The 16,314-nt window shown below is 64.8% G+C and carries 15 protein-coding genes and 1 riboswitch; of the genes, 5 read left to right on the top strand and 10 right to left on the bottom strand.

Annotation, left to right across the window (positions count from 1 at the left end; genetic code table 11):
- Positions 1–13 precede the first annotated feature (13 nt).
- Positions 14–490 carry a hypothetical protein gene (locus tag A3K89_RS22395; RefSeq protein WP_068430897.1) on the bottom strand — a complete coding sequence of 159 codons (477 nt, stop codon included), beginning with the start codon at positions 488–490 and terminating at the stop codon, positions 14–16.
- Between the two features lie 70 nt (positions 491–560).
- On the opposite strand from A3K89_RS22395, the gene A3K89_RS22390 reads away from it, so the two are divergent.
- Entirely contained in the window at positions 561–1,481 is a 921-nt protein-coding gene (locus A3K89_RS22390; RefSeq protein WP_068430894.1) for an alpha/beta fold hydrolase, read from the top strand.
- On the opposite strand, the gene A3K89_RS22385 is transcribed toward A3K89_RS22390, so the two are convergent.
- The 4 genes from A3K89_RS22385 to A3K89_RS22370 all read right to left on the bottom strand — a co-directional run bounded on the left by A3K89_RS22385 (position 1,445) and on the right by A3K89_RS22370 (position 6,109).
- Positions 1,445–2,716 (bottom strand): LLM class flavin-dependent oxidoreductase, encoded by a 1,272-nt coding sequence (locus A3K89_RS22385; RefSeq protein WP_068430890.1) that lies wholly within the window; start codon positions 2,714–2,716, stop codon positions 1,445–1,447. The genes A3K89_RS22390 and A3K89_RS22385 overlap by 37 nt on opposite strands.
- A 3-nt stretch (positions 2,717–2,719) precedes the next feature.
- Positions 2,720–3,475 carry a 3-oxoacyl-ACP reductase gene (locus tag A3K89_RS22380; RefSeq protein ID WP_068431080.1) on the bottom strand — a complete coding sequence of 252 codons (756 nt, stop codon included), beginning with the start codon at positions 3,473–3,475 and terminating at the stop codon, positions 2,720–2,722.
- Between the two features lie 26 nt (positions 3,476–3,501).
- A riboswitch (TPP riboswitch) is annotated at positions 3,502–3,597 on the bottom strand.
- A 68-nt stretch (positions 3,598–3,665) separates the two neighbouring features.
- Complete coding sequence (locus A3K89_RS22375; protein WP_068430886.1) at positions 3,666–4,952, bottom strand: alpha-amylase family glycosyl hydrolase; 1,287 nt, start codon at positions 4,950–4,952, stop codon at positions 3,666–3,668.
- Complete coding sequence (locus tag A3K89_RS22370) at positions 4,949–6,109, bottom strand: alpha-hydroxy-acid oxidizing protein (protein WP_068430884.1); 1,161 nt, start codon at positions 6,107–6,109, stop codon at positions 4,949–4,951. The genes A3K89_RS22375 and A3K89_RS22370 overlap by 4 nt, the downstream gene beginning before the upstream one ends.
- A 136-nt stretch (positions 6,110–6,245) precedes the next feature.
- Here A3K89_RS22370 and A3K89_RS22365 point away from each other — a divergent pair, with 136 nt between their 5' ends.
- The 3 genes from A3K89_RS22365 to A3K89_RS22355 all read left to right on the top strand — a co-directional run bounded on the left by A3K89_RS22365 (position 6,246) and on the right by A3K89_RS22355 (position 11,901).
- Positions 6,246–6,641, top strand: coding sequence for a VOC family protein (locus tag A3K89_RS22365; protein ID WP_068430881.1), 396 nt, complete (start codon positions 6,246–6,248; stop codon positions 6,639–6,641).
- Positions 6,642–6,712: 71 nt separating this feature from the next.
- On the top strand, positions 6,713–8,623 hold the full coding sequence (locus tag A3K89_RS22360; RefSeq protein ID WP_254303634.1) for a helicase-related protein: 1,911 nt from the start codon (positions 6,713–6,715) through the stop codon (positions 8,621–8,623).
- 20 nt (positions 8,624–8,643) lie between these two features.
- Positions 8,644–11,901: a BTAD domain-containing putative transcriptional regulator gene (locus A3K89_RS22355; RefSeq protein ID WP_068430875.1), complete on the top strand. Its 3,258-nt coding sequence runs from the start codon at positions 8,644–8,646 to the stop codon at positions 11,899–11,901.
- Here the strand turns inward: A3K89_RS22355 and A3K89_RS22350 are convergent.
- The 4 genes from A3K89_RS22350 to A3K89_RS22335 form a co-directional block, all read right to left on the bottom strand.
- Positions 11,867–12,550 (bottom strand): hypothetical protein, encoded by a 684-nt coding sequence (locus A3K89_RS22350; protein WP_068430872.1) that lies wholly within the window; start codon positions 12,548–12,550, stop codon positions 11,867–11,869. The genes A3K89_RS22355 and A3K89_RS22350 overlap by 35 nt on opposite strands.
- A 71-nt stretch (positions 12,551–12,621) precedes the next feature.
- Positions 12,622–13,107 (bottom strand): ArsR/SmtB family transcription factor, encoded by a 486-nt coding sequence (locus tag A3K89_RS22345; protein WP_068430869.1) that lies wholly within the window; start codon positions 13,105–13,107, stop codon positions 12,622–12,624.
- On the bottom strand, positions 13,104–14,204 hold the full coding sequence (locus A3K89_RS22340) for a serine hydrolase (protein WP_068430866.1): 1,101 nt from the start codon (positions 14,202–14,204) through the stop codon (positions 13,104–13,106). The genes A3K89_RS22345 and A3K89_RS22340 overlap by 4 nt, the downstream gene beginning before the upstream one ends.
- 164 nt (positions 14,205–14,368) lie before the next feature.
- Positions 14,369–14,611 (bottom strand): hypothetical protein, encoded by a 243-nt coding sequence (locus A3K89_RS22335; protein WP_157105413.1) that lies wholly within the window; start codon positions 14,609–14,611, stop codon positions 14,369–14,371.
- Between the two features lie 101 nt (positions 14,612–14,712).
- Between A3K89_RS22335 and A3K89_RS22330 the strand changes: the two genes are divergently transcribed.
- On the top strand, positions 14,713–15,456 hold the full coding sequence (locus A3K89_RS22330) for a GTP pyrophosphokinase (RefSeq protein WP_068430861.1): 744 nt from the start codon (positions 14,713–14,715) through the stop codon (positions 15,454–15,456).
- Here the strand turns inward: A3K89_RS22330 and A3K89_RS22325 are convergent.
- Positions 15,453–16,301, bottom strand: a complete 849-nt coding sequence (locus A3K89_RS22325; protein WP_068430859.1) for a DUF72 domain-containing protein — start codon at positions 16,299–16,301, stop codon at positions 15,453–15,455. The two genes, A3K89_RS22330 and A3K89_RS22325, sit on opposite strands and share 4 nt — an antisense overlap.
- Positions 16,302–16,314: the final 13 nt, after the last annotated feature.

The following is a 16,314-nucleotide window of genomic DNA, read 5'->3' as shown; positions in this document are numbered from 1 at the left end:
GCGATAGAAGTGCCTATGGCATCTCCATGGTCTGCGCGCGCTGCACCTCTGCGACCGCGCGGCGGATGTAGAGCTTGCCCGACGCCTTCCGCCTGACCAGCAGATCTGCCATCAGCAGCACTGCATGTTCGGGCCTCGGACGGGGGCGGCGCTCTTCGGTGTCGGCGACGCCCAACGCGCCGGTGAGCACCTCGACGAAGCCGTCGACGTCGACGCTCGGGTTCCATTCCGCCGCGCTGCGGACCGTCCGCGTGAGGGCGTCCTGGACGTCCTCGCCGGTCAGACCGTCGGGATGTAACTCCTCCAGCAACGACCTGACCATCTCCGCATGAATCAGTCCGAGCTGGGCGGGATCCTCGGACGTCAGCGTCTCGATCGCGTCGGCGAACTGTTCGACGGATCGTGCCGTCGCGGCAGCGATCGCGTCGTCGGTTGCCGCCGCGATGGTGCGTGCGGTCAGGGGCCAGTCGTGCGGCCAGTCGGAAGTCACGCGCAGATCATGGCAGGCCGCACCGACAAACTTTGTACATGTAACCGGCGTTCATATTAAGTTGGTTCGTATGACTACCAAACGCGTCGTCGTCAACGAAGGAATGCGGCTCGCGGTGTTCGAGACCGGCAACCCGGACGGCGAACCGATCGTCCTGGTGCACGGCTGGCCGGATACCCACGACCTGTGGAGTCACATCGTTCCGCTACTGGCCGACGAGTTCCGCGTCATCAGTTACGACACCCGCGGCGCAGGGGAGAGCACGGTCCCCGAGGAGCAGTCCGCATATCGCCTGAGCAACCTGGCGAGCGACTTCTACGCGGTGATCGACGCGGTCAGCCCCGATCGACCGGTCCACGTGCTCGCGCACGACTGGGGGGCCGTCGAAGTATGGGAGGCGGCAGGCGAGCCTCGCGCGGTAGACCGGATCGCGTCGTACACGTCGGTGTCGGGGCCCAACCTCGATCATCTCGCCCAGTGGTCGCGGTCCCGACTGCGAAAGCCGACGTGGACAGGCATCAAGCAGGTGCTCGCACAGACCCGCGCCTCGTGGTACACGGTCACGTTCCACATTCCGGGGCTGTCGACGTTCCGCATCAAGCGACAGTTCGCGAAGGGATGGCCCGCGTTCCTACAGGAGTTCTCGGACGTCGATCCCGCACTGGTGACCCAGAATTCGACGCTGTGGTCCGACGCGGTGAACGGCACGAACCGCTACCGCGCCAACATCGTCCCCCGGTTGACCCAGCCAAGGCAGCGTCACATCGACGTGCCCGTGCAGTTGATCGTGAACACCGAGGACGTCGCGGTTCGGCCGTTCCACTACGACGACACCGAGAAGTGGGTGAAGAACCTGACGCGCAGCGAAATTCGCGCCGGGCATTGGTCACCCATCTCCCATGCGTCGGAGATCGCGGAGTTGACGAAAAGCTTTGCGGCTTCGCCACCCGTGCGTCAGCGCAGGTTCTCCCGCAACGTGGACCCGGCATAGTCGCGACGAAAGACGCCGCGTGCCTGCAGGATCGGAACGACGTGGTCGACGAACTCGGTGAGGCCGTGGGGATAGAGCGGCGGCATCAGGTTGAAGCCGTCGGCGGCGCCTGCCTGCACCCAGGCCTCGATCTCGTCGGCGATAGACTCGGGCGTACCGATCATCGTCGCATGTCCACCGCCCGCCGCGAGGGTGCCGAGTAGTTCGCGGACCGTCGGCGCATCCTTCTCGACGATGCGCAGGATCGTGTCGTACCTACCGTGCGGACCGGTGAACTCCTCGAGCGGCGGCAGTGACGGTACGGGTGCGTCGAGTTCCCAGGTAGTGCAATCCTGTTCGACGAACATGCTCAACTGACGCAGCGACTGTTCGACGGGGAGTAGCGCGTCCAGTTCTGCTTTCTTCGCTCTCGCCTCGTCCATCGTCGATCCCACGTACGTGACGAGCCCCGGCATGATCCCGACCGCCGACGCGTCCCTGCCTGCCTCCGCGATCCGCTGTTTGACGTCGGCGTAGTACCGAGATCCGGACGAGATGTCGTACGCCACCGCATAAATGGCCTCGGCGTACCGGGCCGCGAGATCACGACCCTGCCCCGACGCGCCCGCCTGGAACAGCACCGGCCTACCTTGCGGCGATCGTGGAACCGTCAGCGGACCGTCGACGCGGAAGTGCTTGCCGTCATGGTCGATCCGATGCACCTTCGCTGGATCCGCATACATTCCACCGCGGTCGAGAACGAGCGCGTCGGCGTCCCACGTGTCCCACAATGCCAGTGCGACGTCGACGAACTCCTCGGCTCGTTCGTAACGCTCTTTCCTGCCGGGGATGTCGTCGAAACCGTGGTTCCGTGCTTCGGCGTCGAACATCGAGGTGACGACATTCCATCCGGCTCGGCCGCCACTGATGTGATCCAGCGACGCCAGCATCCTGGCGGCGTGAAACGGAGTGTAGAACGTCGTCGACACCGTCGTCACGAGTCCGATGTGCGTCGTCGCCCGCGCCATGGCCGACAGAGCCGTGATCGGTTCCAGGAACCAGGTTCCGGCGCCTGCGGGGTCGCGTACCGAATGGCCGTCGGCGAAGAAGACTGCGTCGAGCTTGCCGCGTTCGGCGATCTGCGCCAGTTCCTCGTAGTACGCGATGTCACCGAGGTCTTCGACCCGCGAATCCGGGTGGCGCCAGGCAGCGCTGTGGTGACCGCAACCGAACAGAAAGGCATTCAAATGCAGCATGATTCAGCCCTTGACGAGACCGCCGTCGACGACGAGGTTCTGCCCGGTCACCGAGCGTGACCACGGAGACGCGAAGAACAGGAGTGCGTCGGCGAACTCTTCGGGCGTGACGACGCGCTGCAGTGGGGTCGACGAGGCGATTAGGTCGAACACTTCGTCGGGTGTCGCGGCGCTGGCGTCCGTCGTGCGCAGCAGCCCGCCGGAGACCATGTTGACCGTGATGCCATCAGCGCCGAGATCGGTTGCGAGAGTGCGTGTCAGAGACAGCAGCGCAGCTTTCGATGCCGTGTAGTCGTGGTACGGGACCACCGGGTTCTGGAACAAGTTGGTGCCGACGTTCACGATCCGGCCGAAGCCTGCGGCGCGCATGCCCGGGATCGCGCGCTGCGTCGTCGTCAAAGCACCTTTAACGGCCCCACGGAATTGAGAATCGAACTGTTCCCACTCGATCGAATCGGCCTTGCTGCGCGCGTCACCGTCGAACGAGAAGTCCGCGAGCGCATTGTTAACGACCGTCGTGATCGGCGTGCCGAAGTGCTTCTCGGCCGCGGCGAACAGCGCATCCACCTGGTCCGCATCGGTGACGTCCGCCTGTACCGCAACGCCACCGATCTCGGTGGCCAGCTTCTCGGCTGCCTCCTGGCTGCGTCGATAGTTGACGACGACACGTGCACCGTGCGCCGCGAAGGCCCGCGCGATCGCGGACCCGAGACCGCGGCCGGCACCGGTGACCAGAACTGTTTGCTCGTCCAACTTCATGTGAATGCGCCTCTCGCTCACAGGCACAGCTCAGACATAGACATCCCTACGCTGGTGCTGGCCAGATCAGGTTCGACGGGTGTGTTCTCAGCCGCCGTGCAGCGGCACCCCGTGTCGATTGCCGAGTGTAGCCGTATCGCCTGTATATCTTTTTCTAGCTTGAGAACTAGAAAACGATATACAGCCCGATTCAGCCGAGAACCACCCATCCGTGCGGTGGCACGGTGACATGCCCGCCCTGCACCGCGGCCTCGCCGGCCAACACGGGTCCGCTCAACCGGCACTCCACGCTGTCGTCGCCGAGATTGAGGATCACGTGGATCCGTTCCTCACCCGCGGACGCGCGGTACGCCAGTGCGGTGTTGGACAGCTCGACGACCTCCGTCCGTGCCGTGTGCAGCCACGAGTGTCGCCTGCGCAGGCCGATCAACCCCTGATGCAGATGGAAGATCGGCCACCCGTACGGGGCGAGATCATCCTTGTGCGAGGGAAATTCGGGGCGAACCTCGTCGTCCCCGCCGACGCGTTCCTCCTTGGTGCCGCGGAAACCCTGCTCGTCGCCGTAGTAGATCGTCGGCGTCCCCGCGACGGTGAACAGGACGACGAGGGCGTGCGCGAGGTGCCGTTCGTCCGTGATGGTGCTGGCGATGCGGTTGACGTCGTGGTTACCGACGAACGTGGCGGGAACGAACGCGTCGAGCCACTCGTTGTGTCGGCCCAGCGCATGGGACAGTTCGAAGAAGTTCTTCTCGGAGATCGCGCTCCAGATCGCCTTCCACAGCTCGTACTGTGTCACCGAGTCGAGTGCACTGTCCGCTGCGATGCGGCCGTAGTCACCGTGGATGACCTCGCCCAGGAAGTAGGCATCCGGAAAGGACTGACGCACAAGGGGTACGACCGATGCCCAGAACGACGTCGGAACCGCGTAGGCCGCGTCCAGACGCCAGCCGTCGGCGCCGCGACTGAGCCAGTGCGACATCACGTCGACGACGTACTGCCGGACGTCCTCGTTGTCGTGGTTCAGCATCACCAGTTCGTCGTGGCCCTCGAAGTTGCGGTGCCGACCGGAGGAGTCGAAGTGAAACCAGGACGCGGCCTTCGCGTCACCGGCCAGTGCCTCCTGGAATCGTGGAAAATGTTGTCCCACATGATTGAACACACCATCGAGTAATACCCGCATTCCGCGGTCGTGTGCGGCCTCGATCAGCGCGTCGACGTCCTCGGCGGTGCCGAGTCGTTCGTCGACGCGGAAATGATCGACCGTCTCGTATCCATGGCCCTCCGACGCGAAGATGGGCCCCAGGGCGATTCCCGACGCTCCGAGTTCGACTGCGTAATCGAGCCATTCGACGATGCCACGCAGCTTGTGTTCGTCCGCCGACGACGATCCGTCCCAATTCCGAACGGGCGCACCGACGAAGCCGAGCGGATACACCTGCCACCAGATCGCGTGCTGGACCCACGCCGGTGCGGTCACGCTCGGATCACCGACTCACGGCCGAGTTCCGACGCACCGGTGTGGCCGGACAGACTGGTGACGAGATCGAATTCCGCGAGGATACAACGTAGTACATGTTCGACGCCTGCTTGGCCCGCGAGCGCCAGACCGTACAGGAACGGCCTGCCGAGAAGGACTGCATCGGCGCCGAGCGCCAGAGCCTTCGCCATGTCGGCGCCGGTGCGTACACCGGAGTCGAACAGCACCGTCAGACGATCGCCCACTGCGTCGACGATCTCGGGTAGTGCATCCAACGATGCACGTGCACCGTCGATCTGGCGTCCGCCATGGTTCGACACGACGATACCGTCGACGCCGTGTTCCAGCGCTGATCGTGCATCGCCGACGGTGCAGATTCCCTTCAGGACGATCGGGCCGTCCCAGTGCTGACGCAGGAACGCCAGCTGCGACCAGTTCAGGCCAGGATTCGGGAACATCTGCGCCCAATGCATCGCGGCAGCAATGGGATTGGCGTCGACCGGCTGTTCGAGGCCCGCTCGGAACGCCGGATCCGACAGGTAATTCTCGATACCGAGGTTCGCCAGGAAGGGGAGATAACCACGGTCGAGGTCGGCGGGTCGCCAGCCGAGAAGGGTGGTGTCGAGAGTCAGGACGAGCGTCGTGAAGCCGGTGTCCTGTGCCCGTCCGAGGAAGCTCAGCAACACCGATTCATCGGTGGGCCAATACAACTGGTACCAGCGAGGCGCGTCGCCGCCCGCTTCGGCGACCTGCTCGAACGAGTGCGAGGCCTGCGTCGAGTGAATGTAGGGCACGCCGAGGGCTGCGGCCGCGCGCACCGTCGCGAGTTCACCGTCGGGATGCGCGAGGGTCTGGATCCCGACGGGCGCGATCATCAGCGGCGCGGGCAGTGCGGTGCCGAGGATCGTCGTCGCGTGGTCGCGTTCGGCGGCGCTCCGCAACATACGCGGTGCGATGCGCCAGGCGTCGAACGCATCGCGGTTCGCGCGCGCCGTCGAACCGCTGCCCGCGCTGGCGACGATGTAGCCCAGTGCCTCGGGCGTCAGCGTGGCCGCGGCCTGCTCTTCGAGCGTCGCGAGATTGGTCGTGATCTCCGGCCTCGTATCGGTGAACATCCCCTGGGCGTAGATGCCGATCTGGTGGTCGCTGAAGTTCATGTTTCACACCGTAATAGGAGCGCGCAACCTCACCTGCCCTGTCGGGCGGTTTCACCCTCATCTGCCGGTGCGGACGCGGTCTCGGTCATAGCGTGAACACGCCTACGTACGACATCGATCGAAGGGCCCGAACATCATGACCGAGTTCCCAGGACTCGCCCACGTGGCGATCACCGTTTCCGACCTGGCCGCCAGTACCGCGTGGTACTCGCGACTGTTCGGCTCCGATCCGGTCCTCGACGAGGACGAAGAATCCGGCACCTTTCACCACACGGTGTTCGCCATCGGCGGTGGCATGCTGTTCGGCCTGCACACCCATCCCGGCCACGCCACCGGGGATCCGTTCGACGAGCACCACATCGGACTCGACCACGTCGGCTTCGGATGTACCCAGGATCAGCTGCAGGAATGGCCGGCGAGGCTCGACGAGCTGGGCATCACCCACTCCGGCATCAAGAACGCCCACTACGGCTCCGGCATCTCGTTCCGCGATCCCGACAACATCGCATTGGAATTCTTCGCACCTGCCTGATAAGGGTCATTCCTGCAGGCTCCACTCCCGCCTGATCGGAGGTGTCGGACGGGTGCTCTACGGTGTTTGCCGTGCCACCTCGCAGACGCAAGCCCGCCTCCACCACCGCCCGTACCGTCGGCGCGGGGAAGAGCGCTGCAGCGCGCAAGTTCAAGCAGGCGAGCGGCACGTCGACCGCGAAGAAGAAGGCCGCGCCGAGGAAGCGGTCCGTCCGCAAGACGGTCTCACCCGACCTTCGGCTCCCGGACCCGGGCGAGCGCGTCTGGGTCCTCGACGTCCCGTTCGAGGACCGGTCCCTCGCGTCGGCGTCGGGCGCCCGTTGGTACCCGGGGCCACGGGTGTTCGCCTACTACGGAACCGAGCTTCCCGACGCCTTGGCCTCGTTCGAGTCGATGCCCTACAGCTTGCAGCGGTGGGTGGAGGACGACGCGAACGAGACGTGGCGCGACGAGGTCGTGCACGAGCGTTCCATGAAGCCGCGCGAGACGCAGCTCGAATCGGTACGACGGCATCTCGACGCTCTCGACAACGGGTTCCCGTACTTCGCACAGATGGATTCGACGGGTCTCGGTAAGACGCTCGCCGTGTGCGAGGCCGTCCGGCAGATGGACGATCCTGCGATCTCCACGGTTCTCGTCGTCGCCCCGAAGGGTGCGCTTCCCGGGTGGCGACGCACCATCGCCGACACCGAGGCCGACCTCGACCCGGCTGACCGGAAGCGGTGGCTTCTCGTCACCTACCAGTCGACGAAGAAGCTGCTGACGGTGCCCGAGGACACCGACCTGGGCAAACGCAAGAAAACACAGAACAAGCGGACCATCGCGCTCGGCGAACTGCGCTTCGACATCGACGTCGTCATCGCCGACGAGTCCCACGCGTTGATGAACATCGAATCGCAGCAGTCGCAGATCATCTGGCGCTATCAGGAAGCTGCGCGCGCAGTGGTCTGGATGTCCGCAACCCCGGGTTATCAGCCGATGCACTTCGCGTACATGGCCCGGGCCATCGAACAGAGCCGCGGCAACGAGCCCATCGTCGACGACGACTCGCTGGGATACGCCGTCACCACCCAGTGGGCCACGTTCCTCGAGAACGCCGGATTCGCACTGAAAGAGGGCAAGGCGGGCGGCCTCAAGTCGTGGCGGTGGGAGCCCGAAGACGCTGCCCGACGCGACCGCGACATCTCGACCATTCATCGGTGGCTCGCGGGCGGTGCGGTGCCGTGGTCCATTTCGCGGCCGTCCCCTCCGACGCCGCGTGAACCCCTCGGGCAGGAACTGACGGCTGCGCAGAAGCGTCTCTACAACTCCGCGTGGGTCGACTACCGCAAGGAACTGGGTCTGCCGCTGTGGAAGTCCGTCGGTGGCAAGCGGGTTCTGCAGAAGAATCCCAGCACGCGAGCAGCGACCTTGCGGTTCCGGCAGAAGTGTTCGTACCTGCGGATTCCGGCGTCGGCAGACCAGGTCCGGTCGTGGGTCCGCGAGGGCAATCAGGTGTTCGTGTCGATGTTCTATCGCGAATCGGTGGCTGCTCTCGCCGAGACCCTGCGCGACGAGGGGCTCGACGTCGCGGTCGTCGACGGCAGCATGAGCAGTGCGAATCAGGAGATCGAGATCCGACGCTTCCAGACCGGTGCGGCGCGCGTGATCATCTCGACCACGACCAGTGCCATCAACCTGCACGCGGGCGAACTCTTGTTGCCGGAGCGGACCGTGTCGACCGCGGCGCCCCGCGTCACGCTGATCCACGACCCGCGCTGGACTCCCATCGACATCCGTCAGATCGAGGGACGCGCCAACCGCATCGACAAGGACCACAACCACACGACGTCGACCTGCTACTACGGCTTCGCCGAGGGCACGGTCGAGGAAGAAATGGTGCTGACGGGCATCGAGCGCATCGCGGATCTGGGGTCGATCGTCGGTCAAGCGGACCTGATCGATCCGGAGGCGTTTCTTGCAGCGAGAGCTTCACCCGCGTAGCGATTAGTCTGCGAGACACCATGAGTACCTCGCACCCGTTGTCGATTCACGTGCTCGGCCCGTTGCGTGCGCTACGGGACGGCAATGTCGTCGACCTCGCCGGCCCCGGCCGTCGCGCCGTCCTGACGCGACTGGCCCTGGCGAAGGGTGCCGTCGTGTCGACCGATCTGTTGATCGAGGACCTGTGGTCCGGCGAACCGCCACCGAAAGCACTGGCTGCGCTGCAGGTCCACGTCTCCAATCTCCGACGGGTACTCGAACCAGAACGCTTACCGCGCACGCCCGCGACGATTCTGATCAGCTCGTCTCCCGGGTACGCGCTGAACCTTCCAGCCCACGCCGTCGACGCCTGGCACTTCGAGTCACTCCTGACGGACGCCCTGCGCATCACAGCCCACGACGAGCGGCTCGCGATTCTCGACACTGCACTCGGCGTGTGGGCGGGGCGGCCCTACCAGGAAGTGGCCGACACCTCCTGGGCTGCACCCGAAATCGCACGTCTCGACGAACTGCACCGCACTACGGTCGAAGAACGCGCACGCACGTTGCTCGAACTGGGCGAACCGCCGACCGCTGTCATCACCGCCTTGATTCACCACGTCGCGGAGAACCCCGGACGTGAACGTCCGGCGCACCTGCTCGCCCTCGCCCAGTATCGAGCAGGCCGGCAGGGAGACGCGCTCGACACCATCGGTCGTGCACGCACGTACCTCGCGAACGAACTCGGCATCGACCCAGGCTCCGAACTGCGCACCCTCGAAGCCGACATACTCGCGCAGAGCCCACATCTCGAGGCGCCGCGACGCGTCGACGCACCGGCGTTACGCCCGAAAACACCTGCTGCGCAGCGTCGAATCAACTGCCGACCCGACGAGACGGAGACGGTGCTGACCATCGCGACGACGGTCGCCGCAGGCCAGGTCGAAGTCGTGTGGGTGGGTGGCGAGCCGGGACAGGGGAAAACGACGTTGGCGTCGAACGTCGTCGAACAACTGCGGTCCGACGGATGGGCGACGGCGTGGGGTCGCTGTCGGGAGGTCGACGGCACTCCGCCGGGATGGCCGTGGGCGGACATCGCGGCCGCACTGTCGCAGCAGTTCCCCATGCCGTCGACCATCGAGAAACAACTACTGCCCCTGATGTCGAACGTCGAATCCATTGCGGTCGGGCCGTTCTGGCTGTCCAAGACTCTCGCCGACTACCTCGCACTCGTCGCCGACAACAGTCCTGTCGCAGTGATTCTCGACGACTGTCACCGTGCCGACGAGCTGACGATGCAGACTCTACGACACCTGCTCGCCGCGCTCGCCTCGGTGAAAGTGCTTGTCGTGGCAACGTTTCGGTCGTCCGAGGTCTCGGCCGAACTGGACACGACCTGGGCTGCGACGGCCGGTGCGGGATCGACGAAGATCCACCTGACCGGGCTCTCCGCGGCCGGCGTCGCCGAGGTGGCGCGTCACTCCGGGTACACCGAGGCGAACCCCGATGTACTCCAGATTCTTTCGGAACGCACGGATGGAAACCCGTTGTTCGTACGGGAATTCGCTCGTCTCATCCTGTCCGAGGGCTCCGACGTCGCACTGTCCGCCGTGCCCGACACCATCGGTGACGTACTGAGGCGTCGAATCACCCGGTTGCCGGGCGAGAGCGTCACGACGCTGCGACGCGCATCCGTATTGGGTCGCGACGTCGACCTCGGAGTGCTCGCATCGATGGGCGAACGATCCGAAGACGCGCTTCTCGACGCGCTCGAACCTGCCGTTCTCGCAGGTCTTCTGATCGAACCATCGCCCGATCGCCTCCGCTTCACGCACGCGCTCGTCCGCGACACCCTCTACGGCGAGCTACCGCTGATGCGTCGCACACGCTTGCACGGCGCGACTCTGCGTGTGCTCGCCGATCGCACACCGAACGATCATGCCGCGCTGGCACACCATGCAATTCTGTCGGCCACCCCGTCGACGGCCGTGGACGTTCTGCCGTACGCCGTCGACGCAGCCCGCAGGTACGAATCGCTCGGCTCACACCGAGAGGCACTGGCGCTGTGGCGCTCCGCGGCCACATTGCACGCTCAGGCCGTCGACGCATCCCCGTCGTCGCTTCTCGAAGTTCTCGCTCCACTCGTCGGATCGCTCGCACGGGCAGGGGACACCACGACCGCACGCACCGAACGGCAACGCGCCATCGACATCGCGTCGGGCATCGGGCGTCCGGAACTGATTGCGGCGCTGACGTCGTGGAACGCACCGGTGGTCTGGTCGATCCGGTCGGAGGTCGACATCGATCGAGCGGTCGTCGACCACATCGAAAGTGCTTTGGATACAGACGATCTTGCCCCGCGAGATCGTGCGTTGCTCCTGGTCGCGTTGGTGTTCGAGATCGAAGGCGACGACACGGACGAGACCATCGCCGCGGCCACGGAAGCCGTCGATCTCGCCCGTGCAACCGGCGATTCCGCGGTGCTGTGCCGCGCCCTGAATGCGTTGGGTTACATCGCACTCGGACCGGATCTCGCGGATCGGCTACCTTCTATCGCGGACGAATTGCTCACCGCCGCGGACGGTGACGCGGCTTTCACTTCCCTCGCCTACTATTACGCCTTCTTGGCTCACTGCGCGGCAACCGAACTCGACGCTGCCGAGTCGAGTGCAGCCGCGGCGATCCAGCACGCCTCGGGTCATCAGCTCGGCGAGATGCTGGGCGTGCTGCAGATCTACGAAGCCGCGTCGAAGATCATGGTCGGCAACACCGACGCCGCGCTGGCCGAATATGCCGCCATCGCCGAACACATGGTGGCAGGCGGAAACGCCGTCGCCTATTTCATTGCAATGATCGGAAGACTCGGCGTCGCAACATATCTCGACGATCTGTCGCCGATGGTGGACGAGCTGAGCGCTGTCGAGTCGATGCGGCCGCACAGCCTACGACTGCCGCTGATCGTCGCACTGTTGGACCGCGGCGACGTCGAACAGGCCCGTCAGCTCTGGTCCGACGCACGACCGTACCCACGGGACTACTACTGGCTAGGCATGACGACGTATTCCGCGCACGCGGCCGCGCGGCTCGGCGATATCGACGCGTCACGTCGAATTCACGACGAACTGTTGCCGTTCGCGGGTCGAATCGGGGGTCTGAACTCGGGCGCGTTCTACGCAGGACCCGTCGACTTCGCCTTGGCGGCAACGGCAAAACTCCTCGGCGACACTACTGCCGCCGAGGAGTTCGAACGTTCCGGAGATCGACTCATCGAGTCACTGCGTCGACGCGGCTCTCGGTGACCGCGTCGGCGTCGATGTTCTTTCTCTTCAGCATCAGCACGCCGATCGCGGCGATGGCGAGTCCGCGCGGAATTTCGATGACCAAGCCGGTCAGCACCGGCGCCTGCGGCAGGGGCACGAACAGGACCAGAGCACCGAGGATCATGACCACGCTGATCCACACCGGCACCGCCCGTGAACGCAGCAACGAGATGCCCATGAGCAGCATGCTCGCCATGAACGCGATGCCTGCGATCATCTGCAGGCTCTGGAATGCCGGAGCGGCGAACAGCGAATCGTCGTCGGGAATGAGGAAGTGGGCCACTTCGGGTCCCTTCGCGATGGGCACGGAGACGAACGCTTCGACCGTCAGGTGCGGGAGGATCACCAGCATGCTGGAGAAGAAGTAGAGGACGAAGCCGATCAGTCCGAGCAGGCCCGCCTTCTTCGACACCCAGACGTACACCGCGGGGAGGCCGAGGAACTGTAGAAGCGTTCCGATCAGAAGGAAGTACTGCGCGTAGGGATTGAACGGTGCGCTCAGCGCTTCCACCGAGTGCGCCCAGCCACCCACCACGGGGTGGAGGGTTCCGCCGATCAGATTGAGGACGAACGCGACGATCACGGACACGCCGCTGAGCCGGTACAGGAGTGAAGGTGTGATGTTCATGTGCGGAAGGTTGGCCCGGGCCACTTGGTCGCGACTTGGTGGGCTACACGTGCGCGCGAATGTATAGAGGGCTATACATTCGCACGCACGGGTGGCGAAGCCACCTCCCCCGAAATGTCCGCCGCTGCCAACATCGAGACGAGCAGCGGCACAACCTTCCTGGCGGAGATCCGGAACTCGCCCCGCGCATGCTGCTCGACGACGCCCGCCGAGCCCAGCGCCTTCAGGTGGTGATAGACCTGCCCGGTGGATCCGAGCTCCACCGCTTCCTGCAGATTGGACGCGTTCGCCGGGCCACGCAGAAGCGTCCGCACGATCCGTAGACGGACGGGATGCCCCAGCGCGGCGAGCACCTCGGCGGTACGCGCCACCGACAGCTCGAGAATCGCATCGGGTGAATATCCGATGGACCATTCGACGTCGCCATGAAGGTGCACGTCGCCCTGGTACGTAACCGTCCCGCCCGACGGGGCAGCGTGTGGAGGTTTGCCGCGCCCCTCCAGTTCCGCCACCCGCGCTTCGAGGCGGTCCAATCGCGCTTCGACGTCGTCACTCACACGACGCAGGCTATCCGGTCGAGAGCGTCGGACGAGCTCATGGCGTCGACGATCAAGCCCTGCTGCACGGTGAAGGTGTTCATCGCCTCTTCGTACCGATCGGCGGGCAGCCCGTCGACGAGCCATACCGCCGTCGCGACAGTGCCGTCGTCCCGGCGCAATTCCATTGCCTGCGTGAGGACTCCAGGGAGATTGCCTCCCTTGAAGCCGAGGCCGAGCGTTCCCGCGGGCGCGGGCTGGTACTCGAGGTGACGCAGCACCGTGTCGGCGCCCGGCCCGAAGCTGCCGTCGCCGAACGACCTGTACAACGCCGTCAGCTGTTCCGCCGACCCGCGCGTGAAGAACTTCTCGACGCCCGCGGCCTGCTCGTCGTACGACGGGATCTGCACCGACGCACTGACACTCTCGCGGAACGGCTGGTCGAACGCCCAACGGTTCGCCGTCTCCCAGCGATCCCCCTCCGCGAGCGCAGGATCGAACAACGGCAGGGAATCGCCGACGAGCGTCGGCACCACGAATCCATCCCAACCACTCTCTGCCGCAGCATCTTTCACAGAATCGTCGCCGAGCCGAAATCGGAGGTAGTCCGGAACCGCATTGTCGCTCTCCTGGATCATCGCGGTGACCATGTCGTCGAGCCGGGCCGTCGCATTCAGGTCCGTGGCACTGATCCCGTCGTTCGCGATTCCGAGTCGCGTCAACGCCGCCGGATGCGCACCGCCGTCGGTCCCCGGCACGTACCAGCGCTCCCACTCCAGCAGCGGGATCTGCTCGTCGGGATCGAGATCACCGTCGGCGACCGCCTTGGCGTACGCGCTGAGATGCACCACTTTCATCGCCGACGCCAACACCTGCTCTTCGTCCGGCCGGTGCTCGACGGTTCGGCCCCTGCCGTCGTCGATCAGCAGGCTGACCGTGTCGGGTGCCTGGTCGATCGATCCGAGCCATCCCTCCTCGGTCGCGAGATCGGTCGACGTCACGGCCGCGCAGTCGTCGGACTGCGCAGAGACTTCTTCGGATTCCGCAGACGTCGATGAACACCCGGTGACGACGAGGGCCGTGGCGCAGGCTGCAGAAAGTGTCGCGATCCGTCGCATGTCTTCCCCATCTTTTCGGCAATTCCGTAATTACGAACAAGCGTATGGGGCAATTCGGACACTTGCAATGGGAACATACGTTCGAATGCGTGGTAGGCTGGCCGAGCCGTCCGGGACGCGTTCGCGGACGGTCCAGAACTACCGGCGTCACAGCAGTACCGATGTCACAGCACTACCGATGTCACAGCAAGGCGGTATCGAGCATGGTGGTACCCGACGAAACAGGCGGCGAATCCTTCGACGCCTCCGCGACGCTCCATCGATTGGGCGATCGATGGGCCGAGAGCGCTCCGTGCAGGTGCGCCCGCGGTCATGCCCTCGGCCCACGAACCGTGCTGGTCGGGTCGAGGGCATGCTCCTGCGGACGGGGTCACCACCGCACGCACGAGTGCAGAACGTGCGGGCACGTGACGTTCACGCCCCCGCTCGGACCGCGGTGCGCGGACGCGAGTTTCGACTCCCGAGGCTCCGACCAGCACCGATGACGTCGTAGTACAGAATCGATCACATGAACAGCAGCACGGACTTCGATCGCCTCCGCAGCGAATTCACGCGTTTCATGATGGCGTACAAGTTCGGGATCGACGAACTCATGACCAAGATCAACATCTTGAAGGAAGAGTTCACTCACATTCACCGCTACAGTCCGATCGAACACGTCGGGTCACGGCTGAAGACGCCCGAGAGCATCATCACCAAGGCGCGTCGCAAGAAGTGCCCTCTGACGCTCGACGACATTCGCAACACCATCGTCGACATCGCCGGCATTCGCATCACGTGCAGTTTCATCTCGGACACGTACCGCATCGCGGACATGCTGTCGAACCAGACCGACGTCACCGTGCTGGGGGTCAAGGACTACATCGCGAACCCGAAACCCAACGGCTACAAGAGTCTTCACCTCATCGTCGAGATCCCGGTGTTCATGAGCGACCGAGTGCAACCCGTTCCCGTGGAGATCCAGATCCGCACGATCGCGATGGATTTCTGGGCGAGCCTCGAACACAAGATCTTCTACAAGTACGACGGCACCATCCCCACGCCGCTACTCGACGAGCTGACCGACGCCGCCGAGAGCGCGAACCGCCTCGACGTCACGATGGAACGTCTGCACGACGAGGTCGCCGAGATCAAGAGCGCGTCGGATCGGCAGGACGACAGCATCCACCTGAACTCGATGCCGCCGTTGGCTCTGCCGGCGGAACTGTTGAGGTCGATAGTGGACACTAGCGCTATCTACGGCGACAGCTAGATATTCGTAGAGAGACCTACACGCTCGATCAACCGCATCGCGTCGTACGGTGCATAGCCCTTCATGTCGTTGTCGAAATACGCGAAGACGTCCATCCCCGCCGAGGTCCAGGCCCTGACACGCTCCGCCCAGACGTCGAGCGCGGCGTCGTCGTACCCGCTCGCGTAGAGCTCCTTGTCGCCGTGCAGCCGGGCGTACATGAAGTTCGACGTCGGGGTCTCGACGAACGGATATCGACCGGCTGTATCCGCAACGACGAACGCGACGTCATGCGCGCGGACCAGTTCGATCGCCTCCGCGCACGCGAAACTCTCGTGACGCACTTCGAGGGCGTAGCGGATAGGCCGATCGACGTCGTAACCGAGAGCGACCCGATCGTCGGTCAGCTTGTCGTCACGTTTGTCCGCCAGTGCGACGGCCTCCGACATCGTTCGGGGAAGCAGCTCGAAGAAGTTCGCCAGTGTGTCTGCGTCGAACTGCAGGTTGGGTGGGAGCTGCCACAGCACGGGTCCGAGCTTGCTGCCGAGCCCCAGCACACCCGTCGCGAAGAAGTTCGCGAGCGCGGGCTCCACTCCCACAAGCCTTTTCAGATGCGTGATGTAGCGGCCGCCCTTGACCGAGAACACGAAGTCCGACGGCGTCTCGTCGCGCCACTTCACGAAGCTCGTCGGCTTCTGCATGGCGTAGAACGTTCCGTTGATCTCGATCGACGTCAGCCGTTCCGACGCGTACTCCAGCTCCCGCCGGTGCGCGAGGCCCTTCGGGTAGAAATCCCCACGCCACGGCGCGTACGTCCACCCGGAGATGCCGATCCGGACTTCGGTCTTGGCCGAGCGTGGGGTCATGTGGAAAGCCTAG

It is taken from the genome of Rhodococcoides kyotonense, from assembly GCF_001645385.1.
In the GTDB taxonomy this organism is placed as follows: domain Bacteria; phylum Actinomycetota; class Actinomycetes; order Mycobacteriales; family Mycobacteriaceae; genus Rhodococcoides; species Rhodococcoides kyotonensis_B.
This window is presented reverse-complemented; position numbering and strand designations above follow the sequence as displayed.